Source organism: Agrobacterium tumefaciens, assembly GCF_013318015.2.
GTDB lineage: Bacteria > Pseudomonadota > Alphaproteobacteria > Rhizobiales > Rhizobiaceae > Agrobacterium > Agrobacterium tumefaciens.
The window spans coordinates 1,187,162-1,209,553 of sequence record NZ_CP115842.1 but is presented as its reverse complement, the minus strand read 5'-3'; the positions used below and the strand labels follow the sequence as shown (position 1 = coordinate 1,209,553).

21 protein-coding genes and 1 pseudogene are annotated in these 22,392 nt (G+C 59.9%); 19 read left to right on the top strand and 3 right to left on the bottom strand.

Features of this window, described 5'->3' with window-relative positions; all coding sequences use genetic code 11:
• Window positions 1-1,104: an LLM class flavin-dependent oxidoreductase gene (locus G6L97_RS19015; RefSeq protein WP_003518064.1), complete on the top strand. Its 1,104-nt coding sequence runs from the start codon at window positions 1-3 to the stop codon at window positions 1,102-1,104.
• Between the two features lie 112 nt (window positions 1,105-1,216).
• Complete coding sequence (locus G6L97_RS19010) at window positions 1,217-2,398, top strand: acyl-CoA dehydrogenase family protein (RefSeq protein WP_025595261.1); 1,182 nt, start codon at window positions 1,217-1,219, stop codon at window positions 2,396-2,398.
• A gap of 25 nt (window positions 2,399-2,423) precedes the next feature.
• Here the strand turns inward: G6L97_RS19010 and G6L97_RS19005 are convergent, their stop codons facing one another.
• The gene (locus tag G6L97_RS19005; RefSeq protein WP_025595262.1) at window positions 2,424-3,944 is read right to left on the bottom strand and encodes an MFS transporter; all 1,521 of its coding nucleotides are present in this window, start codon (window positions 3,942-3,944) and stop codon (window positions 2,424-2,426) included.
• A gap of 142 nt (window positions 3,945-4,086) precedes the next feature.
• Here G6L97_RS19005 and G6L97_RS19000 point away from each other — a divergent pair, with 142 nt between their 5' ends.
• The 5 genes and pseudogenes from G6L97_RS19000 (at window position 4,087) to G6L97_RS18980 (ending at window position 7,872) form a co-directional block, all read left to right on the top strand.
• Entirely contained in the window at window positions 4,087-4,944 is an 858-nt protein-coding gene (locus G6L97_RS19000) for a LysR family transcriptional regulator (RefSeq protein ID WP_003518061.1), read from the top strand.
• A gap of 1 nt (window position 4,945) precedes the next feature.
• Window positions 4,946-5,431, top strand: a pseudogene (locus G6L97_RS18995) (aromatic-ring hydroxylase C-terminal domain-containing protein); the annotation flags it as partial.
• Window positions 5,432-5,576: 145 nt separating this feature from the next.
• The gene (locus G6L97_RS18990; protein ID WP_060642179.1) at window positions 5,577-6,359 is read left to right on the top strand and encodes a pyrroline-5-carboxylate reductase; all 783 of its coding nucleotides are present in this window, start codon (window positions 5,577-5,579) and stop codon (window positions 6,357-6,359) included.
• 43 nt (window positions 6,360-6,402) lie between these two features.
• Window positions 6,403-7,248: a PhzF family phenazine biosynthesis protein gene (locus G6L97_RS18985; protein WP_174003571.1), complete on the top strand. Its 846-nt coding sequence runs from the start codon at window positions 6,403-6,405 to the stop codon at window positions 7,246-7,248.
• A gap of 27 nt (window positions 7,249-7,275) precedes the next feature.
• Window positions 7,276-7,872, top strand: coding sequence for an NUDIX domain-containing protein (locus tag G6L97_RS18980; RefSeq protein ID WP_019566599.1), 597 nt, complete (start codon window positions 7,276-7,278; stop codon window positions 7,870-7,872).
• 145 nt (window positions 7,873-8,017) lie between these two features.
• Here the strand turns inward: G6L97_RS18980 and G6L97_RS18975 are convergent, their stop codons facing one another.
• Complete coding sequence (locus G6L97_RS18975) at window positions 8,018-8,941, bottom strand: SMP-30/gluconolactonase/LRE family protein (RefSeq protein ID WP_025595266.1); 924 nt, start codon at window positions 8,939-8,941, stop codon at window positions 8,018-8,020.
• Window positions 8,942-8,976: 35 nt separating this feature from the next.
• Window positions 8,977-9,690, bottom strand: coding sequence for a GntR family transcriptional regulator (locus G6L97_RS18970; RefSeq protein ID WP_003518055.1), 714 nt, complete (start codon window positions 9,688-9,690; stop codon window positions 8,977-8,979).
• Window positions 9,691-9,796: 106 nt separating this feature from the next.
• Between G6L97_RS18970 and G6L97_RS18965 the strand changes: the two genes are divergently transcribed.
• The 12 genes from G6L97_RS18965 (at window position 9,797) to arsB (ending at window position 22,392) form a co-directional block, all read left to right on the top strand.
• A complete protein-coding gene (locus G6L97_RS18965) occupies window positions 9,797-10,849 on the top strand; it encodes a Gfo/Idh/MocA family protein (RefSeq protein WP_013761993.1) in 1,053 nt (350 codons plus the stop codon).
• A complete protein-coding gene (locus G6L97_RS18960) occupies window positions 10,842-11,858 on the top strand; it encodes a Gfo/Idh/MocA family protein (RefSeq protein WP_112154365.1) in 1,017 nt (338 codons plus the stop codon). Before G6L97_RS18965 ends, G6L97_RS18960 begins: the two co-directional genes overlap by 8 nt.
• Window positions 11,855-12,928, top strand: coding sequence for a Gfo/Idh/MocA family protein (locus tag G6L97_RS18955; RefSeq protein WP_112154364.1), 1,074 nt, complete (start codon window positions 11,855-11,857; stop codon window positions 12,926-12,928). Before G6L97_RS18960 ends, G6L97_RS18955 begins: the two co-directional genes overlap by 4 nt.
• Window positions 12,929-12,950: 22 nt before the next feature.
• Entirely contained in the window at window positions 12,951-14,219 is a 1,269-nt protein-coding gene (locus tag G6L97_RS18950) for an ABC transporter substrate-binding protein (RefSeq protein ID WP_025595270.1), read from the top strand.
• A 57-nt stretch (window positions 14,220-14,276) separates the two neighbouring features.
• Window positions 14,277-15,245 (top strand): carbohydrate ABC transporter permease, encoded by a 969-nt coding sequence (locus G6L97_RS18945; protein ID WP_003518048.1) that lies wholly within the window; start codon window positions 14,277-14,279, stop codon window positions 15,243-15,245.
• On the top strand, window positions 15,238-16,281 hold the full coding sequence (locus tag G6L97_RS18940; RefSeq protein ID WP_003518047.1) for a carbohydrate ABC transporter permease: 1,044 nt from the start codon (window positions 15,238-15,240) through the stop codon (window positions 16,279-16,281). The genes G6L97_RS18945 and G6L97_RS18940 overlap by 8 nt, the downstream gene beginning before the upstream one ends.
• 23 nt (window positions 16,282-16,304) lie before the next feature.
• Window positions 16,305-17,384: an ABC transporter ATP-binding protein gene (locus G6L97_RS18935; protein WP_060642175.1), complete on the top strand. Its 1,080-nt coding sequence runs from the start codon at window positions 16,305-16,307 to the stop codon at window positions 17,382-17,384.
• A gap of 39 nt (window positions 17,385-17,423) precedes the next feature.
• Window positions 17,424-19,148, top strand: a complete 1,725-nt coding sequence (araD, locus tag G6L97_RS18930; protein ID WP_019566605.1) for an L-arabinonate dehydratase — start codon at window positions 17,424-17,426, stop codon at window positions 19,146-19,148.
• Between the two features lie 16 nt (window positions 19,149-19,164).
• Window positions 19,165-19,962, top strand: coding sequence for an NAD-dependent epimerase/dehydratase family protein (locus G6L97_RS18925; RefSeq protein WP_025595272.1), 798 nt, complete (start codon window positions 19,165-19,167; stop codon window positions 19,960-19,962).
• Window positions 19,963-19,996: 34 nt separating this feature from the next.
• Window positions 19,997-20,716, top strand: a complete 720-nt coding sequence (locus G6L97_RS18920) for a ribonuclease activity regulator RraA (protein WP_003518042.1) — start codon at window positions 19,997-19,999, stop codon at window positions 20,714-20,716.
• A 261-nt stretch (window positions 20,717-20,977) separates the two neighbouring features.
• Window positions 20,978-21,334 carry an ArsR/SmtB family transcription factor gene (locus tag G6L97_RS18915; RefSeq protein ID WP_003518041.1) on the top strand — a complete coding sequence of 119 codons (357 nt, stop codon included), beginning with the start codon at window positions 20,978-20,980 and terminating at the stop codon, window positions 21,332-21,334.
• Window positions 21,334-22,392, top strand: a complete 1,059-nt coding sequence (arsB, locus tag G6L97_RS18910; RefSeq protein ID WP_013761984.1) for an ACR3 family arsenite efflux transporter — start codon at window positions 21,334-21,336, stop codon at window positions 22,390-22,392. Before G6L97_RS18915 ends, arsB begins: the two co-directional genes overlap by 1 nt.

The following is a 22,392-nucleotide window of genomic DNA, read 5'->3' as shown; positions in this document are numbered from 1 at the left end:
ATGTCCGCGGAATTTATCAGCGTAAGCTTTCCCAATGCATCGAACGATCTAAACCCCGTTCCAGACGCACCTGTGGATCCTGTTTTTCTGGAGCGCTATGCCCGCGCCCTTGATGATTACGGTTTCAACTATACGCTGATCCCTTACTCCTCATCGTCTTTCGATCCTTTCACGCTGGGCGCCACGGTGCTCGCGCACACGAAAAACATCAAGATCATCGTCGCCCTGCGGCCGAACACGGTTTATCCCACAGTTGCGGCCAAGTCGCTCGCGACGCTCGATCAGTTGAGTGGTGGACGTGTCGTGGTGCACTTCATTGCCGGCGGCAGCGATGAAGAACAGGCGCGTGAAGGCGACTTCCTCAACAAGGAAGAACGCTATGAGCGCCAGGAGGAATATATCCGCATCCTGCGCCTGGCCTGGACCTCGAAAGAGCCCTTCGACTTCGACGGAAAATATTACCAGTTCAAGCAATTCCGCAGCGCGGTGCGGCCCACAAACGGGCTTATTCCGATTTCGCTCGGCGGCTCCTCGGACGCCGCCTATCGCATCGGTGGTTCGCTCTGCGATATCTTCGGCCTGTGGGGAGAGCCGCTTGCCGAAACCAAACAGCAGATCGAGCGGGTCTATGCGGAAGCCGCAAAGGCGGGCCGCACGGATCGCCCCCGGATCTGGGTCACATTCCGGCCGATCGTCGCCGAGACGGACGAGCTTGCCTGGGAAAAGGCTCACAGAACTCTGGATCGGTTGAACGAGAACCGGCAGAAAGGTGTAACACGCGCACCGCTCAACGCGCCGCGCCCGGCCAATGTCGGTTCGCAACGGCTTCTGGAAATCGCCGCACGCGGCGATGTGCATGATCGCGCCCTCTGGTATCCGACGGTCACCGCCACCAATGCCAGCGGCGCCACCACTGCGCTGGTCGGTTCGCCACGCACCATTGCGGATTCCATCCTCGACTACATCGATCTTGGCGCTGACCTGATCTCGATCCGCGGCTACGACAATTACAACGACGCGGTGGATTATGGCCGCTACATCCTGCCGCTTGTCCGCGAAGGCATTCGCGAACGGGAAGATGCGAAGAAAAAGACCGCTGCATAATGCCGCGATCCGGCCCGGTCGCCTGACCGGGCATTTTTTTGAAGTGCAGACGGAGCCAATCGCCCCTGATGGGGAAATGGTATTCCCCACAGCCAGAGAGCCTCGACCACGCATGTCTCATGACCCAACTGTCCTAGACGCAACCGCTCGCATCCTTGAACAGGCCGCACCGGATGCGGACCAGACTGGCCAGTTTCCCTGGACGGGTATCCGTGCCGTTCACGAAAGCGGCCTCCTCGAAAGCACGGTTGCGACACGTTATGGCGGCCAAGGAGCGACGCTTGCCGATACCGCCCACATTCTCGCGGCACTTGGCCGGGGCGATCCTTCCGTGGCGCTGATCAGCGCCATGACGATCTTTACCCATCTCGCCCAGGCCGCGAAAAACCACTGGCCCGAAGATCTCTACCGGCGGCTTCTGATGGACGCCAAACAACGGCCGTTGCTGCTCAATGCCGCGCGTGTCGAGCCGGAGCTGGGGTCGCCGGCGCGCGGTGGCCTGCCCGCGACGCTCGCCCGCCGGACAAACAATGGCTGGTCTATCACGGGCCGAAAACGCTTCGTGACGGGCGCATATGGTCTCACGCATTTCCTTGTCTGGGCGCATACTGACGAAACGCCGGCGCGGGTGGGAACATTCGTGGTGCCGAACGGGTTGCCGGGCATCAAGGTCATCGAGAACTGGCAGAGCCTCGGCATGCGCGCTACGGGATCGCACGATGTCGAATATGCCAATGTCGAAATCCCGGCGGAAAACGTCATCGACCTCGTCGATCCATCGGTCGCCCAGCAGGACAACCGGGCGCATGCGGCACTCACGCTGGCTTTGACAGCGCTTTACCTCGGCGTAGCAGAAGCCGCTCAGGCCAAGTTCATCCGCTTCGCGCATGAGCGTGTGCCGGCCAATCTCGGCCATCCCATCGCCCGCACGGAACGTTTCATAACGCTTTCAGGCGAAATCGATCTTCTGGTCTCCGGCGCCCGCCAGATCATTTTCGGCACGCTCGAAAACAACAATGGCGATGCGGAAGGATTCATCAGGGCAAGGCTGCTTGCCGGCCGGCAGCTGCGTGATGCCGTCGAGATCGCAGTGCGCGGCATCGGCAATCCAGGTCTTGGTAGCGAACTGGGCCTCGAACGACATTTCCGCGACATCCAGACGGTGCTCGTCCATGCGCCGCAGGAGGATACGTCGATTGCGATTTTGGGCCGCTCCGCCTTTGGCCGCTGGAGCCGCGAGGAGACTGCGGCCGCCCAACCTTCGGCAGGACTGCAAATCCTGAAATCCGCCTGACTATCGTCCCAGCGCCCGGGCACCACTAACCGTGGGCAAGCTTTCGCGCCGGGCCGAAAACCACAAAGCTCAGAGCGGCGAGCAACCAGACACTGATGCCAGCATAAAGCATGACCAGACCGAAACCGTCCGCGAGTGCCTGATGGACGAGTGCATCCGAAACACGCTCCACCGACGATCCCGCGGTTCCCGCCGCGATCTTCTCCGCGAGCGAACGCAGGGCGGGCAAATCCGCGCCGGACGGCAGGTTGGCCCTAAGCGACGACCAGACGCCCTCAACCAGAATGAAGCCCATGATCGGGATGTTGATGGCAAGCGAGATCATTCGCGCGCTCATGTCGATGCCGGAGGCCATGCCGGAACGGGCAGCGGGAACGGCACCGGTTGTCGTATTGGTGACCGGCGTGTTGGTGAGGCCAAGCCCGACACCGGACAGGATGCAGCCGGGCAGCATGGTGAGCCAGCTCGCATCTGCGACACTGCTGCCAAGTTTCATCAGCATGAAACCGAGACCGATGGTGAACAGCCCGGCCGGGACGACAAGACGGGGTTGATAACGCAGCGACAGACGCTCGGCCAACGGCGGTACGACCAGCGCTGGCAGCGTATAGGCAAGCAGACCGAGACCGGCGGTGACGCTGTCATAACCAAGGCCCGCCTGAAACCAGATCGGCAGATAGATCATGAACGGCCAGAAGCTGATGTTCATCGCCGCCGAGCCGATAATCGCGCCGGAAAATGGCCGGATGCGAAATACGGAGAAATCGAACATCGGCCTTGGAGTGAGCTTTTCGACGATCACGAAGGCGATAAAACTCGCGACTGATAGACCAAGGATCAGAAGTGCCTTTGAACTGGCAAAGCCGAGTTCCGGTCCTTGGGTGATGAAAAACGCAAGGCAGAACACGGCAACCGAAAGTGTGGCGATACCGGCAAGATCAAGACGGGTCGCATCCGGATCACGCGATTCTTCCACACCGCTTGCGGCAAGGAACAGTGTCAGGATGCCGAGGGCCACGTGAACGAGGAATACCCACTCCCAGCTCCACAGCGCAACGATGGCTCCGCCGATGATCGGCCCGAAACCCAGCCCGACGCCGGAGACAATACCCCACCAGCCGAAAGCCATTCCACGCTCGCGGGCCGTGCGGAACTGATGTGACAGAATGGCGATCTGGCATACCAGCATCGCTCCACCGCTTAGTCCCTGAAGGAAGCGTGCGCCGATCAGCACCGCCACGCTTTCAGTCATGCCGCAGGCGAGGGAGGAAATGGCGAAAGCGACGATGGTCGCGATGAAGACGCGTTTGCGACCGAAGCGGTCGGCCAACGCGCCGGTTGCCATCAGCACCATCGTCACGCCGATCGTATAGGCGTTCATGATCCACTGCAGCTGCCGGAAATCCGCGTGCAGCACCTGCTCGAGCGTCGGCAGGATCGCCGGCACGCTGGAGATTTCCAGCCCGAACATCAGAGCGGAGAGACAGACGGCAGCGAGCGCAATGGTACTTCTACTCCGGGTTGGGGCGGTAACGGCAAGGGTCATTCTTCAGCCTTTCGTGGTTCGGACTGAAGCATCAGAAGACATGCACGCTTCGATCCGTGTTTTGCAGAGTCCAAGGCAAATTAGTGAAAGCTTGACCATAACTGAATTGGATGCTTGGATATTTCAGAGACAACAAATTTGGATGATTAAAGTGACCACTCTGGATGTGGATGCCGTTCAGGCTTTCGTCACCATCGCCGATCTGCAGAGCTTCACCCGCGCTGCCGAAACGCTCGGAACCACGCAGGGTGCCATCAGCGTCAAGCTCAAGCGACTGGAAGACCGGCTCGGCCAGCGGCTTCTTGAGCGGACGCCGCGTTCGGTGCGGCTTTCCGCGCAAGGCGCCGTGTTTCTAACACCAGCCCGCGAATTCCTTGCCGCGCACGATCGCGCCATGGCAGGGCTTTTTTCCACGCGCCGACGCTTTGGCCTTGGCATCGCCGCCCATGTTGCCGGGCCGGAAGTGCCAACGCTGCTGGCGCGGCTCAACGCGCACGATCCGGGACTGACGATAGAAGTGCGGATGGACAATTCCCGCACGTTGCTGGATGCCTTCGACCGCGGCGAGATCGATGCTGCAATCATCCGGCGCGAGGATGACAGGCGTGATGGCGAAGTGCTCGGGCCAGAGCATTTCGGCTGGTTCGCAGCCCCGCAATTCGAGCATCGTCAGGGCGAGCCGCTGCGACTGGCAGCGCTTTCGCCCGCCTGCGGTGTACGTGACATCGCCGCTCGTGCTCTTGATTCCGCCGCCATCGCGTGGACGGAAGTCTTTCTTGGCGGCACCTCATCGATGGTGACCGCGGCCGTTTCGGCAGGTCTCGCCATTTCGGCATTCTCCTGCCGCCTGGCGCCACCCGGTACAATCGAGGTCAGCCAGCGTTTCAGCCTCCCGCCGCTGCCTTCCACCGAGATCGTGATGTTCTCGACCCTTACCGACAGCAGATCCCGTGAGGCGCTGCGCACACTGGCCGCCGCTTTCCGGGAGCATCGGCCGTGACTGTGAGCGACACCCAGTGGGTGCACAGGTCCTTGACTGGTCGCGCGCCCAGGTCGCACTGATGCGCCCAAGCCGGAGTACACGGGCGCTGGAAGCCATCATCCGCGATCTCATCGAGACCCGCGACGGCGCGACATATTTCGCCGAGCGCGTATGGGGCATTTCCCTCCGCTACGAGCTAGGCGGCAACGATCCGCTGGTGGGCTGAAGCGTTCCGGACTTCGCACTGGCGGACGGGAGGAGCACCGGCGAACTTCTGAGAGAGGGCAAAGGTCTGCTTTTGAATTTTAGCGTGGACGCATCGCTTGAAGCGCTGGCAGGCCGCTGGAACGGCCGGATTTCCTATGTCGCCGGCAATGCCATCGATCAATTGGGCTTGAGCACAGTCCTGGTGCGCCCCGATGGTATCGTCGCCTGGGCCACGGAGTCTGCTCCGGACAAGGAGAAATTCGCAAGGGCAGCAGCCCGTTGGTTCGGAGAGATTTAACGGGTATGTGAGGTGGCCGATCCGGTTGCCACGCCATTTCTTCGGCAGATATGCCAGCCCCCGGCAATCTAGAGATTGTTTCATTGCCTTCCTGCGTCAGCCGTACCGATGTATCGTTCCTTCCTATCAATGCAATGGAGTCATCATGTCCCTTCCCCAGAAAATCGGCTTTATCGGAACCGGCGCTATCACCGATGCGATGGTGCGGGGGCTCCTCAGCACGCCTGCCGCCGTGCCGCATATCATGGTGTCCCAACGCAGCGCGGATATCTCGGCCAGGCTTGCCGCCGATTTCCCGCAGGTGATCGTCTCCAGCGACAATCAGGCGATTGTCGACGGCTGCGATACCGTCGTTCTGGCCATCCGCCCGCAGATCGCCGAGGACGTCATCCGGCCGCTGCGGTTTCGCGAGGGGCAGAAAGTCATAAGCGTCGTTGCCGCAACCGGTCGACATGCACTGCTTGACTGGATCGGCGCGGATGTGCGCCTGACCCAGGCGATCCCGCTGCCTTTTGTCGCCCGCCGCAAAGGCGTCACGGCCGTTTACCCCTCCGATGCGGATACCGCCGCGATCTTCAACGTGCTCGGAAATGCGGTGGAATGTGAAACAAAGGCGGAATACGACCTTCTCGCCGCCGCAAGCGCCCTGATGGCAACCTATTTCGGCATTCTGCAACAGACGACGGAGTGGTTGGCGGAAAACGGCCTGCCGGAAGAAAAGGGCCGCGCCTATCTTGCACCCCTCTTCGCCGGCCTCTCCGAAGTGGCGCTGCTTGCCGGCAAGGACACGGACTTTACCGATCTCAGCCGCGAATTCGCCACCAAGGGTGGCCTGAACGAGCAGGTTCTTCAGGACTTTGACGGCAATGGCGGTTCGAGCGCATTGAAGCGGGCATTGAGCCGCGTGCTGGAACGGATTACGCAGTAGACAGTGCGCGCCGACAATCGATCCGAACTGAAAGAACGATGCAATGACCTTTACTATCCATATGATCGATGTATTCGGCTCCGGCCCGCTTTCTGGCAATCCGCTGGCGGTCGTCACGGGTGCAGACACCTTGACCACGGATGACATGCAGCGATTGACGCGGTGGTTCAATCTGTCCGAAACCACGTTTCTGCTGCCGCCCACCCACCCCCAGGCTGATTACCGTGTCCGGATATTCTCACTGGACCGGGAGATGCCTTTTGCCGGACACCCTACGCTCGGCACTTGCCATGCCTGGCTTTCCGAAAACGGCCTGCCCAAAAGCGAAACGGGCATCGTTCAGGAATGCGGTGCCGGTCTGGTGACGATCCGGCACGCGCATGGTCGACTTTCCTTTGCCGCTCCGCCCCTTATCCGTTCAGGCGCGCCGACACCCGCAGACCTGGAAGAGGCCCGGCTGCTGCTGGGAATAGAGACACGCGACATCGTTGATGCCGCATGGATCGACAATGGCCCCGGCTGGTTGGGGATCAGGCTGGCATCGGCTGAGAAGGTGCTTGCCCTTGAGCCGGTCCGCAGCTGGCCCGGCCGCATTGACATTGGCGTCGTTGGTCCGCACGCAAATGGCGGCGAAGCCGCCTTCGAGGTTCGCGCCTTCTTCAGCGATCATCTGGGCGCCATCGCCGAGGATCCGGTCACCGGAAGCCTCAACGCCTCGCTGGCGCAATGGCTGTTTGCGACAGGCGTGGTCGCGGAAGACTATGTCGCCGCCCAAGGCACACGTCTTGGCCGTCAAGGCCGCATTTACCTGACCCGCGATGATACCGGCCAGATATGGGTCGGCGGCGAGACACGCACGCAAGTCGAAGGCCGGCTGCACGGCCTTTGAAAAGACAGATAATGACGAGGTGACTTGATGAATAGCAGTGTTTACCGCCCGATTTCGCAACGCGTATTGGCGGATGATTGGGGACGACTGACCAAATATGAGTATGAACTTCAGCTAAGGGACGGAAGCTGGCAACGGCAGACCCGGGAGGCGTATGATCGCGGCAACGGAGCGACATGCCTGTTGTACAACCCCGCAAACGACCATGTTTTGCTCACCCGCCAGTTCCGTTTGCCGGTTCTCTTGAACGGCGGCCTCGAGTCGCTGATCGAGACACCGGCGGGGCTGCTGGAAGGCGCTGAACCGGCAGCGCGCATGCGTGCGGAACTGATGGAGGAGACCGGTTATGAGGTTTCCGAACTCACCCATCTGTTCGATATCTATATGAGCCCCGGATCGGTCACCGAATACCTCGCCTTTTTCTACGGCGAATATGCCGAGAACCATAAAGTGGGCACAGGCGGCGGCTCCGCGGACGAGGGAGAAGACATAGATGTGCTGGAAATCGCTCTGCCAGACGCTATGCAGATGATCAGCCGCGGCGATATTCGCGACGCCAAGACCATCATTCTGCTGCAGCACCTCACCATCCGGCTTTTGCAGGAAAAGCACGGAACACGCTGATCTCGACCGCAATATCTACCAATGCGGAAGCGATGCTGATTACGGCCAGACTACAGGATCAACAGGACGAATTTGCCTGACGTAGACTGGCCGAAACCCATCACTTGCGTTGGGCAACAAAGATCAAAGACTTACGATTTGGGCTTCACCTGCCATCCTCAAAACGGAATGCGGGAAAGCCCTTGATGCCGGACGGAATGACCCAAACGCCACCGGAAAGAGGTACCTCGCTCAGCCTGTCTTGCGTCATGTTATGGCGGTGCGATGTCACGAAAAGCGAGCCGAAATCCGGCCCGCCAAAGCAGGGCATCGTTGGATGCGGAACAGGCATCCTTACCGTCCCGATCTGTTGACTGCCGTCTTCCGAGAAAATGTTCAAAACGCCGGCAGAGACACCCGCGCTCCAATATCGGCCGCTTATGTCAAGACATCCACCATCGGGCCTTCCGGTCTCTTCCTGCATTTGTGCGACGAGCACACCTTCATCAAATACACCGTTGGTTTTGTCGAAATTCCGCCTGCGTATCCATTTCTGCACGGAATCGCTTTGCCACATGACGGAACCGTCCTGCGAAAAAGCGAGGCCGTTGGGACATGTCAGTCCGGTCTGGATACGTTCGGCCCCATTATTCGTAATACGCCAGAGCTCTCCATGGGGCTGCATCTGCGAGAGCGGGACATTGTGCATGGTACCAACCCAGAAAGCTCCATCCGGACCGACACGTCCGTCATTCAGCCGGCAGGCGATGCCTTCAGGTGCGGGAATGGAATGAAGTGTGCGCCGCGCGCCGCTTTCCGGATTGAGGATGAGTATATCCATTCCGCAAGCGGCAATCAGATCACCGCTCTGACAGAGCCCAAGACTGGAGACGGTTTCCGGGAACGTCCATTCACGATACTGGACGCCGCCCAGCCCAGCTGAACGTAGCTTCTTGCCAAGAATGTCACACCAGAACAGGACCTGACGTCTTTCGTCCCACACCGGGCTTTCCGCAAGAATGCTGATTTGGTCGCACAGGAGTCCTGCCTGATCGATCGCAGGCGCGTTGTCGAAATTTGCTGTTGTCATTTTCTGTCTGAACCGTTGAATTGCGCAGCGTGGCGTTATTCGAAATATTCCTGATGTGCTTCGAAGATCTGCGACAGAATGCCGAGGACGCGGCGGAGATGCTGGCGCAGATAATCCACCGCGCTCTCCTCCTCACGCGCCTTTATTGCATTGTAGACGGCCTCATGCTCCGTCAGCAGTCTGGCCATGTGTGCTTCGTCGGTAATCGCCAGCGCTCGCAGGCGGTCTAGCCCAGCCTTTTCCCGGATCAACAGGGTCTCCAGCCTTTCGAGGCCGGTTGCGGCGGCAAGGGCGCTGTGGAACTGGTCGTCATGGATACGGAAGGCCTTTTTGTCGCCAAGCTCCATCGCCACACGCTGGCCTTCCAGCGCATGCAGGATTTCCTGGTCCGCTTCGGCCGGGATGCCGGTCTGGCAGAGCCTGCGGGCAGCGGCAACCTCCAGCGCCTCACGAATGAACTGCGCGCTGCGGATATTTTTGTCCGACAGTCTCGAGACATAGGTCCCGCGGCTCGGCAGGGTGACGATCAAACCGTCATCTCGCAGCCGGCTCAACGCCTCGCGCACCGGGGTGCGGCTGGAGTTGAAGGACTGGCCAATCTCGTTTTCCGACACGGCCTGGCCCGGAAACAGCTCCCTCGAAAGGATGGCAGATTTCAGCGCCGAATAGATCTGGTCCACAACCGGTCGGTTGAAATCCAGTCGTTCCATCATCGGCACCGTGCCGCCTGTCATCGGGATCTTTGGCATACGCTCTCCAAATGTCTTTCTCTATAACCGGTATACCGGAACACTGGTGTGTTGACAACCGGCATACCGGTATGCAATTGAATGGCCATGGGAAGGAGGCTCCCGAATGCAAAATATCAAGACCTGCGTCATCGTTGGTGCCGGAATGGTAGCGAAGACGCATGTGCTTGCCTGTGCGGCAAGCCCTGAAAAAATCCGCCTGAAAGCGATTGTTGACGGTGGCTCCGGCCGCGCGAAAGCGCTGGCTGCCGAAGCGGCAAAACACACCGGTCACCACGTTGCCGTATACGCGTCAATCGAGGAAGCCGCGCGTGACGGCGATGTCGATTTCGCCATCATCGCAACGCCGCCCAATGCCCGCGCCGATATCGTCGGTCCGCTTGCAAAAGCCGGCAAACACATTCTTCTCGAAAAGCCTGTCGCCCGCAACACGCGGGAAGCGGCCGATCTGGTAGCGCTCTGCCGCGATGCGGGTGTAACGCTCGGTATCATTTTCCAGCACCGCATGCGCGCCGCATCGCAAAAGGCGCGCGAACTGGTCGCATCCGGCACGCTCGGCGAACTAGGCCTTTGCGAGATTTCGGTGCCGTGGTGGCGTACCCAGGCCTATTATGATGAGCCGGGACGCGGCACGCTTGCGCGTGACGGCGGCGGCGTTCTGATATCGCAGGCAATCCACACGATCGATCTGGCCCTGAGCCTTGCAGGCCCCGTGGCCCGCGTGCAGGCCATGGCGGCAACGACGCGTTTTCACAAGATGGAAACCGAGGATTACGTATCGGCCGGCCTTCGTTTCAAAAACGGGGCCGTCGGCTCGCTCGTCGCGAGCACCGCAAGCTTTCCCGGTGCGCCTGAATCCATTCTTCTCCATTTCGACAAGGCAAGCCTGCGGCTCGCATCCGGCCTGCTGCATGTAGACTGGCGCGACGGCCGCCAGGAAACCTTCGGTGGTGCCGCTTCCGGCACCGGCGGCGGCGCCGATCCCATGGCTTTCACGCATGAATGGCATCAGGGCGTTTTCGACGATTTCGTCGACGCCATTTCTTCAGGGCGCCCGCCGGTCGTCACCGGTGAAGCAGCTCTTTTGTCTCACAGACTGATCGACGCGATCATCAACTCAGCCGAAACCGGCAAGGAAGTGGAACTGCAGGATGAGTAAACCAATCAAGTTCGTGGCTCTCGGCATAGAGCACAGGCACATTTTCGGCATGGCGCAGAACATGCTGGATGCCGGTGCGCAATTCGCGGGCTGGTGGACGGAAGGCGAGCCGGACGTGGTCGAAGGTTTCGTAAAGCGCTTCCCGGACGTGCCGCGTGCTGCCTCCAAGGAGGATTTGCTGGCTGACCAAACCATCGATCTCGTCATCATTGCCGACATTCCGTCCAAGCGTGCCGATCTTGCCATCGCTGCCATGGAAGCGGGCAAGGACGTCATGTCCGACAAGCCGGGCTGCACCACGTTCGACCAGCTTGCGCGCCTGCGCCAGACCGTTGCCAAGACCAAAAGAATCTGGACCGTCGATTTTTCCGAGCGCTTCGAAGTCCCGAGCGTCACGAAAGCCGCCGAGCTGGTTGCACAGGGTGCCATCGGCCGCGTCATCCAGACGGTTGGCCTTGGTCCGCACCGCCTGAACCGACAAATTCGCCCGACATGGTTCTTCGAACGCGAGGCCTATGGCGGCATTCTCACCGATATTGCCAGCCACCAGATCGACCAGTTCATGTTCTTTACCGGCTCCACCGAAGTTGAGATCGTATCTGCCACCGTTGCCAATTACGCCAACCCGGGCGATCCGGGCCTGCAGGATTTCGGCGAAGTCGTGCTGCGCGGCGACAAGGGCCATGGGTATATCCGCGTCGACTGGTACACACCCGATGCACTGCCGACATGGGGTGATGGCCGCCTGACGATCCTCGGTACCGAAGGTTACATCGAACTGCGCAAATACGTCGATGTCGGCAACACCGAGGGCACAGACCGTCTGATCCTCGTCAATGGCGACCGTTGCGAATATATCGACGCATCCGGTGCCGGCCTGCCCTACTTCGCCCGTGTATGCGACGATATCCGCAACCGCACGGAAACTGCCATGACGCAGGAACACGTCTTCAAGGTTTGTGACCTCTCGCTTCAGGCGCAGGCCAAGGCTGAAGGAACCGCAGCATGATCGGCGTCGCCATTATCGGCGCCGGTATCGGCGCACAGCATCTGAGCGGTTATCTGGCGCTGCCGGAGCGTTTCACCGTCAAGGCGATCTGCGATCTTGATGTGGAGCGGGCACGGGCGGTGGCTGGCGAAGGTTCTTCCATCCGCATCACGGCGGATCTCGAAGAAGTCCTCGCCGATGAAAGCATTTCGCTCATAGACGTCTGCCTGCCGCCGCATCTGCATTTCCCCGTAATGCTGAAGGCCCACGCGGCCGGCAAGGACGTGGTCTGTGAAAAGCCGCTGGTGCGTTCGCTGGAGGAAGCAAATGCGCTGATGGAATCTGTCAAGAAGACCGGACGGCGCGTCTTTCCGGTTTTCCAGTATCGTTTTGGTCCCGCCCTACGGCAGCTGCGCGCCCTCATCGACGCCGGACTTGCTGGCAAAGCCTATGTGGCAAGCTCGGAAGTTCACTGGAACCGTGGCGCGAGCTACTACGACATTCCCTGGCGCGGCACCTGGAAGGGTGAATGTGGCGGCGCGATCCTCGGTCACGCCATCCATGCCCACGACCTTCTGTGCCATGTCCTAGGTCCGGTGGAACAGGTCTTCGCCATGGCCGACACCCGGGTGAACAGGATTGAGACGGAAGACTGTGCCGCCATCAGCTTCCGCATGAAGAGCGGCGCGCTCGCCACCAGCTCGGTCACGCTTGGTGCAGCCGACGACACGTCCCGTCTGCGGTTCTGCTTCGAAGGCTTCACGGCCGAAAGCGGAACGCTGCCCTATCGTCCGGCGGAAGATAAATGGCACTTTACGGCGCGGGCGCCGACCACGCAGGACCAGATCGACGCCGTCCTCGCAACGGTTAAAGATGGCGAAAACGGCTTCACCGGTTTTGTCGAGGCGATTGCCAATGCGATGGAGGGTCGCGCGGGCAAGGAAGTGACGATTACGGACGGCTTGCAGTCCATCGAACTCGTAACCGCAATCTACACATCGGTACAGGAAGGCACGGCCGTTCGCCTGCCGCTGACCGCTGACAACGAGCGGCTCAAGGGTTGGGCTCCGCGCGCGTCCGCCACGGCATAATCATCTAAAGGGAGGAAACCAGATGAGCAGAAAATACAGCCTGGCGTTTGCCTTGGCCCTGGGGACGGCATCTCTTGCCGGTGCCGCTGAGGCACAGGAAGTTCGCTTCACCTGCGCCTATGACGGCAACGGCTGCGAGGTCCTGAAGGACATCCTGTCGCGTTACGAAAAACAGCATCCTGACGTCAAGATCGTTACGGATATCGTGCCCTACAAGGCGCTTCTCGAAGGCCTGCCGGTGCAGCTCGCCGGCGGCAGCGGCCCGGATTTCGCAACCGTCACCGATCTTGGCGGCCTCAATCGCTATTATCTCGACCTGACGCCCTACGTGGATGCGAAGTACTGGCAGGACAATTTCGGCGATGTGCTGAAATGGTATCGTAGCGGCCCGGACGACAAGGGCATCTATGGTATGCAGACGCAGCTTACCATTACCGGCGCCTTCATCAACCGCACCTTGTTCGATCAGGCGAAAGTCGCCGTTCCCGGCAAGGATGCGACTTTTGACGACTGGGCGAAGGCAGCAAATGAAGTGGCCAAGGCCACCGGCTCGCCATACCCCATGGCGATCGACCGCTCCGGTCACCGTATCGCCGGTCCGGCTATTTCCTACGGTGCGAAACTTTTCGACGCCGACGGCAAGCCGATCCTGGTCGACGAGGGCTTCACCACTTTCGTGAAGAAATTCGTCGAGTGGAACAAGGACGGCACCATGGCGCGTGACGTCTGGGCCGGTCAGGGTGGCAACACCTACCGCGATGCGGCGCAGGAATTCATCAACGGTCAGCTCGTCTATTATTATTCCGGCAGCTGGCAGACAGCGCGCTTCGACAGTCAGGTCGGCGATGCTTTCGACTGGGAAGTCGTGTCGCAGCCATGCGGACCGGCCGCATGCACCGGCATGCCAGGCGGAACGGGTATCGTGGGCTTCAAGCAGACCAAGAACCCCAAGATCGTCGCGGATATTCTGAACTTCCTCGCGCAGGACGAAAATTACCTCGATTTCACCGTCCGTACCCGCAACGTCCCGGCTCACAAGGCCGTCGGCGCAAAGCCTATCGACTACACCGGCGCAACCCCGGCGACCCAGAAGGCCATGAACGCGTGGCTGGATCAGGTCCCTGGTATCAGCCCCATCGCCTACGCCTATCAGGGCTACAAGAACAACCGTGCGATGTTCAACATTTCCGTCCAGCGCGTCACGCAGGCGATTGTTGGCGAAAGCACGGTCGACGACGCCATGACACGTGCGAAGGCCGATCTTGAGGAAGCGTTGAAACAGGCGAAGTGATCCATCGCCTTCCGGCGCGGCCTTGCCGCGCCGCGCCGGATCGAAGGAGGACCATCAATGTACAGACTTCTTGCGCCCGTCATGGGCATCATAGAGCTGCCTTTCGCCCTCTTGCAGAAAATGCTCGGGCATCGGCGCATCGCATGGGTGTTTCTGACACCCAACCTCCTGTTGTTTGCGGTCTTCGCGTTTTTGCCGATCGTTCTCAACATGGCTTATTCAGTGACAGGCAGCGAGCATATCCTGCTGTCGGAACGCCCCTCCGTGGGCGGCGAAAACTTCTCGGTCCTTCTCTCGTGCCAGAACTATTTCGATCCCAATTCCTGTCAGCGCGATCTTTTCTGGCGCTCCGTCTGGAACACGCTTTTCTTCGTGGTGCTGCAGGTCGGGTTCATGGTGGGCTTCTCTCTGATTACGGCGGTCGTGCTCAACCGTGACATCAGGGCACGCGGTTTCTTCCGCGCCGTCTTCTTCTTTCCCGTGCTGCTTTCACCGGTGGTCGTGGCGCTGATATGGAAGTGGATATTGCAGCGTTTCGGCGTCCTGAACGCTGCGCTCGATTCCCTCGGTATCGGTTCGGTGGACTGGCTGCTGGAGGCCAACCTTGCCTTTGGATGGTCGGTATTCCTGTCCGTCTGGGCGCATATGGGCTTCTACACGCTCATCCTGCTTGCCGGTCTTCAGGCCATTCCGCGTGACGTCTATGAGGCGGCACAGCTGGACAAGGCAAGCCCGTGGCGGATTTTCCGCCGGATCACAATGCCGCTTCTCGCCCCGACCATGCTCGTGGTTCTCGTATTGTCCCTCATCAAGGGCGTACAGACCTTCGATGAAGTCTTCGCATTTACCGGCGGTGGGCCGGGTTCGGCAACGACCTTCATCATTCAATTCATCTATCAGACTGGTTTTGCCGGAACACCCCGCAACTTCGGACTGGCCGCGGCCGCTTCGCTGCTGCTTGCCGTGGTTCTCGTGGTGCTGACTGCCCTGCAATTCCGGGCCAACAGGAGCAAAGTCGATGGCTAGGATTGGCGCATTTCTAACCCGCACACGCGGCAGAAACGGCAAATTGCACTGGACCGACTGGCTGTCCTACGCCTATCTCGGCGTTGCCGTTCTGATGATGTTCGGACCCGTTCTCTGGCTCGTTCTCTCCTCCTTCAAGACGGAAGCCGACCTCCAGCGGTTTCCGCCGCGCCTGCTTCCCTATGCGCAGGAAACCGTGGTCATTGACGGTCAGGCCGCACCTTTGCCGGCCTTTGTCGACAAGGAAGGCCGCAAGCTCGGCATGATCAGGCGCGTCGGGCTCGTCGCCCAGGTGGTGGATCCGGCAAAGCCCGGCGAAGTCATGAAGATGCCGTTCAACGAGCTGCGCCCGGCCGAGAAGGTGGCACTGGCGACGGAGAACTACACCGAGCTTTTCCAGCGCTTCAACTTTCCGCTTTATTTCTGGAACTCGACCTTCATAACGGTGACGTCGACCGTCATCATGCTGATCGTGAACTCGATGGCGGCCTTTGCACTGTCGAAATACAGCTTCAAGGGCAGAGGCGTGGTTCTGGCACTCGTCGTCGGAACGTTGATGATCCCGCAGACCGTCGTGCTCGTTCCTCTTTTTCTCATCACCAGCCAGCTCGGCATGATCAACAGCCTGTGGGGTGTGATCATCCCAGGAGCGGCCACACCGACAGGCGTATTTCTGCTGCGCCAGTACATGCTGACCATCCCGGATGAAATCCTAGATGCGGCACGCATGGACAAGGCCAGCGAATGGAAAATCTACTGGCGCATCATCCTGCCACTGTCTGCACCGGCGCTAGCGGTGCTGGCCATCCTCGCCATCATGTGGCGTTGGAACGACTTCCTGTGGCCGCTTATCGTGCTGACGCGCAACGACAATTTCACCCTGCAACTGGCGCTCAACTCCTTCCAGGGAGAAATGACGACAGAGTGGAGCAACCTGCTGGCCATGACGGTGCTGACATTGGCGCCAATCGCGCTGGTCTTCATGTTCCTGCAAAAATATATCGCCACCGGCATCGCATCGACCGGCGGAAAATGATCCTCAAGGGAGGGAATGACACAATGGCAAGTATAGAGCTTCGTCAGGTCAAAAAAACATATGGCGCCCTCGACGTCATCAAGGGTATCGATCTCGATATCAAGCACGGCGAGTTCTGTGTTTTCGTCGGCCCGTCCGGTTGCGGAAAATCGACGCTGCTGCGCATGATCTCCGGTCTTGAAGAGCTGAGCGGCGGCGATATCGTCATCGGCGGCGACGTGGTGAACGCGGTTCCGGCTGCCGATCGCGGGCTTGCCATGGTGTTCCAGTCCTATGCGCTCTACCCGCATATGACGGTCCGGGAAAACCTGTCCTTCGGCCTGGAAAATATCGGCACGCCGAAAAAAGACATCGTCGAGAAGGTCTCACAGGTGTCCAAGATGCTGCAGATCGACCAGCTGCTTGAGCGGCGGCCGAAGGATCTGTCGGGCGGCCAGCGACAGCGCGTCGCGATCGGTCGCGCTGTCGTGCGCGAACCGCGGGTTTTCCTGTTTGACGAGCCGCTGTCGAACCTCGATGCGGAACTGCGCGTGGATATGCGCGGCGAGATCTCCAGCCTGCATCGGCGTCTTGGCAATACCATGATCTATGTGACCCACGATCAGGTCGAGGCCATGACGATGGCCGACAAGATTGCCGTGCTGCGCGCCGGAAAGCTCGAGCAGTTCGGCGTTCCCCTCGATCTTTATAATCGCCCCGCAAACCTTTTCGTAGCAGGCTTCATCGGTTCGCCGAAGATGAACTTCTTCGCCGGCGAAGTAGTAGCAGAAGGTCAGCCGTCCCTTAAAATCGCGACCGGCGAATTGATCCCGTTGCCGCAGAGCGGCTTTTCCTACGCACCCGGCCAGAAGGTCACGCTCGGCATTCGCCCCAACCATGTGCAGCCCACACCGGATGGTGCGGTGACCATGTCCGTGCGCACGGCAGAGCAGCTCGGCGGGGAATCCTATCTCTATGGCAACCTCGGTGACGGCAGCCACGTCACCCTGCATCTTGCGGGGCAGACATCGACATCGGCTGGCGAAGTCATCCGCATGTCGGCGCCGCTCCAACATATCCACCTCTTCGATACGAAAAGCGGGCAGACGCTGAAGCAGGACTAAGCCTTCGTCGCCACGCCCCCGTAAAGCAGGACCTTTGACATGACCGACAAAAAACTCCGTTCCTCCCGCTGGTTCGCGCCTGACGATCTGCGCAGTTTCGGCCACCGCTCACGCATGATGCAGCTTGGCTATTCGGAGGAGGATTTTGCCGGCAAACCCGTCATCGGCATTCTCAACACCTGGTCGGAGCTGAATACCTGTCACTCGCATTTTCCCGAACGTGTGAAGGATGTGAAGCGCGGCGTCCTACAGGCAGGTGGCTTCCCGGTCGAGATGCCCTCGCTTTCGGTCGATGAGAGTTTCACCAAGCCGACCTCCATGCTCTATCGCAACATGCTCGCCATGGAGACGGAGGAAATGATCCGTTCGCATCCGCTGGATGGCGTGGTGCTGATGGGTGGTTGCGACAAGACCACCCCCGGCCTCGTCATGGGAGCGATCTCGGCCGGCGTGCCGATGATCTATCTTCCAGCCGGGCCGATGCTGCGCGGCAACTATGCCGGCAAGGTGCTGGGCTCCGGCTCCGATGCCTGGAAATACTGGGACGAGCGCCGGGCCGGTAACGTGACCGATGAAGAATGGCGCGGCGTGCAGGGCGGCATTGCCCGCTCCGCCGGCGTCTGCATGACCATGGGTACGGCATCGACCATGACGGCAATCACCGATGCGCTCGGTCTCACTTTGCCCGGCGCTTCCTCCATCCCGGCGGTGGACGCCGAACACCAGCGCATGTCGGCAGGCTGTGGCCGTCGCATTGTGGAAATGGTGGCCGAGGAGCTGACCCCGGATCGTATTCTTACTGCGGCCGCGTTTCGGAATGCGGCCATCGTTGCCATGGCGACCGGTTGTTCCACCAATGCCGTCGTGCATCTGATTGCCATGGCGCGCCGCGCCGGTGTACCGATGACGCTGGACGAGCTGGACGAACTCGGCCGCGTGACGCCGCTTATCGCCAATGTCCGCCCCTCCGGCAAAGATTACCTGATGGAGGATTTTTATTATGCGGGCGGTCTGCGAGCCCTGATGAAGCAGATCGAAAGCCGTCTGGACTGTTCCGTGCTCACCGTTACCGGCCGCAGCATGGGCGAAAACCTCGAAGGCGCGCGGGTCTATAATGACGACGTCATCCGCTCGCTGGATAACCCTGTTTACGCTGAAGGATCGCTTGCCGTTCTACGCGGCAATCTCTGCCCGGATGGTGCTGTGATCAAGCCCGCCGCCTGCGATCCGAAACTCCATTTCCATGAAGGTCCGGCGCTGGTCTTCGATAGCTACCCCGAGATGAAGGCGGCAATCGACGATGAAAATCTGGATGTGACGCCCGATCACGTTCTGGTTCTGCGTAATGCGGGCCCGCTTGGCGGCCCAGGCTTTCCCGAATGGGGCATGTTGCCCATCCCCAAGGCGCTGATCAAGAAGGGTCACCGCGATATGGTGCGCATCTCCGATGCCCGCATGTCCGGCACCTCCTATGGCGCCTGCGTTCTTCATGTCGCGCCGGAAAGCTTCGTCGGCGGGCCGCTTGCCCTGCTGAAGACCGGCGATATCGTGCGGCTCGATCTGCCCCAGCGCCGTCTCGACATGCTGGTCAGCGAAGAGGAGATCGCCCAGCGTCGGGCCGCATGGCAGGCGCCGCCGCCGCGTTACGAGCGTGGTTATGGCTACATCTTCTCGAAACACGTTACCCAGGCGGATGCCGGATGCGATTTCGATTTCCTGCAGACGGATTTCGGCCGCACCGCTGGCGAACCCGACATATTCTGAGACGGGAGCGCGCAAAATGATGAAACGTTTGCTGATTACGGGCGCCGGCGGCAAGCTGGGCAGCATGTTGCGCGGCAGGCTCGGCCACCTCGCGGAGATCATCCGCCTTTCGGATGTGGTTGATATGGGTGCGGCGGCAGCGAATGAAGAGATCATCCGCTGCTCTCTGGAGGACGGTGGCGCCGTCCATGCGCTGGTGAAGGATTGCGACGGCATCGTCCATCTCGGCGGCATCTCCGTCGAAAAGGCTTACGATCCCATCGAGGCCGCCAATCTGCGCGGTGTCTATAATCTTTACGAGGCAGCAAGGCTTGCTGGCATGCCACGCATCCTGTTTGCCTCCAGCAACCACACCATCGGATATTATCCGCAGGGTGAGCAGCTATCGCCGCAGACGCCGTTTTTGCCGGATGGCCTTTACGGCGTCTCGAAGATTTTCGGCGAGGCAATGGCGAGCCTCTACCATTCCAAATTCGGACAGGAAACGGCCATCGTCCGCATTGGCTCCTGCGAAGAGAAGCCCACCAACTGGCGCATGTTATCCACCTGGCTCAGCCATGACGATCTGGTCTCCCTGGTAGAGGCCGTATTTCACGCGCCAAAACTCGGTTGCCTGGTCATCTGGGGCGTCTCTGCCAATGACGACAGCTGGTGGGATAATTCCCACGTCGATTTTCTCGGCTGGCAGCGGCGGGATAATGCCGCACGCTTCCGGGCCGATATCGAACGGGATGTCCCTCGCCCTGATCCGGATGCCGCAATCGCGAAATACCAGGGCGGCGTTTTCATAGACGAACCGATCCACAAAAACTGATGTGCAGACACTCACGCTATTCGAGGAGAATAAGATGAATACAGAAACCAGGGAAAAATTGATGACGGTTTCCGTCGCCACCCTCGCAACCGCACTCTACAAGCGCGGCCTGCGCAACCAGGTCATTCAGGGCGTCCACCCGCTTGGCCACAAGGGCGCGAACATGGTCGGGCCTGCATTCACGCTGCGTTACATGCCCGCCCGCGAAGACCGCAACCAGCTGGTGGAATTCCGCAACCCAGCACATCCCCAGCGCGTCGCCATTGAGACCTGCCCGCCCGGCCACGTACTGGTCATGGACAGCCGCAAAGACCCGAGCGCCGCATCTGCTGGTGATATTCTTATCACCCGCCTGATGGTGCGCGGTGCTGCCGGCGTCGTTACGGATGGCGGTTTCCGCGATGCTGCGACGATTGCGGAGCTGGATATTCCAGCCTACCACACCCGACCATCCAGCCCTACAAACCTCACGAAACACGAAGCAATTGAAATCAACGGCCCGATTGGCTGCGGCGATGCCCCGATTTTCCCCGGGGATATCATTGTCGGCGATGCGGATTGCGTCATCGTCATCCCCGCCGGAATTGCCGACGAAATCGCGACAGAAGCGGTGGAAATGACCGCTTACGAGGATTTCGTGGTCGAACAGGTGAAGGGCGGCGCAACCATCATCGGTCTTTATCCCTGCACGAAGGACGAACACCAGAAGGCTTTCGCCGTATGGCGCGAACAGAGAGACCGTTCGGGCGCGTGAGCCGAACAGAACGCTTGCCGGTTTCGTCCGCAATGCCTTGAAGCAAGCCTGCATGGGTGGCGTCCCACTCATGCAGGCGGACTCGCATGTACAATAATACCAAGTCGCCGAAGCGACTGGGCCGACGATTTTCCCGCACTAAAAACCGGCCCGAAATGGGTTTCTGTCGATATTCGTAAAATGATTCCCTGGAGTTTGTGGTGTTTGGTAACACCCGCAAAAACACATTGACTATGCCTATATTTCCATTAATCTGGATATATGGAACAAGAACAGGCTATTCTCGCTTTGGCGGCGCTTGCGCAGCCAACCCGTCTCGAAACTTTTCGGCTGCTTGTGCGGCACGCACCGGAAGGCTTGCCGGCGGGTGACATCGCGCGCGCGCTGGTGGTGCCGCAAAACACCATGTCCGCGCATCTGAATGTTCTGTCACGCGCGGGCCTCGTATCATCGCAACGCCAGAGCAGAATCATCATGTATCGCGCGCAGATAGAACAGCTTCGCGACATGACGCTGTTTCTCCTGAAGGATTGTTGTGGTGGATCGGCAGAGCTTTGCGCTCCGCTGATCGCCGAGTTGACGCCCTGCTGCACTCCACACGCGGGAAAGTCCGCCTGATGTCCACATTTGAACGTTACCTAACCGTCTGGGTGTTTCTGTGCATCATCGTCGGTGTCGCCCTCGGCCATTTGCTGCCCGGCGTCTTCCAGCTCATTGGCGCGGCCGAGATTGCCAAGGTGAATATCCCGGTCGCAATCCTGATCTGGCTGATGATCATTCCGATGCTGCTGAAGATCGATTTCCGCTCTCTCACGCAGGTCGGCACCTACTGGCGGGGTATCGGCGTCACGCTGTTCATCAACTGGGCCGTCAAGCCGTTCTCGATGGCGTTGCTGGGCTGGCTCTTCATCGGCTGGCTGTTCCGCCCCTATCTTCCCGCTGACCAGATCGACTCCTATATTGCGGGACTGATCATTCTTGCCGCAGCGCCCTGCACTGCCATGGTCTTTGTGTGGTCTAACCTGACACGCGGCGAACCACTATTCACGCTCTCGCAGGTCGCACTCAACGATGCGATCATGGTCATCGCCTTTGCTCCCATTGTCGGCCTTTTGCTTGGCCTGTCCGCAATCACCGTTCCGTGGGACACGCTCGTCCTCTCCGTTGCCCTCTATATCGTCGTGCCCGTCTTCCTCGCGCAGTTCATCCGGCACCGGCTCATGGCGGACGGAACGTCACGGATGCTCGATCGCATTCTCGCAAGGCTGCAGCCGATTTCGCTGGTAGCGCTGCTTGCAACACTGGTTCTTCTCTTCGCCTTCCAAGGCGAGCAGATTATCGCCCAACCAGCCGTCATCGGCTTGCTTGCAATCCCCATCCTTATCCAGGTCTATCTGAACTCCGGGCTCGCCTATCTTCTGAACCGGATGAGCGGCGAACGGCACTGCATTGCCGGTCCGTCGGCACTGATCGGTGCAAGCAATTTCTTCGAACTCGCGGTTGCGGCCGCTATCAGCCTGTTCGGTTTTCAATCAGGCGCAGCACTGGCAACCGTTGTCGGTGTCCTCATCGAGGTTCCGGTCATGCTCTCGGTCGTCTGGATCGTGAACCGCTCGAAGGATTGGTACGAGGCGGCCCCAGCCGTTTCCCGAAACACAATTACCGAAAGGCAATGA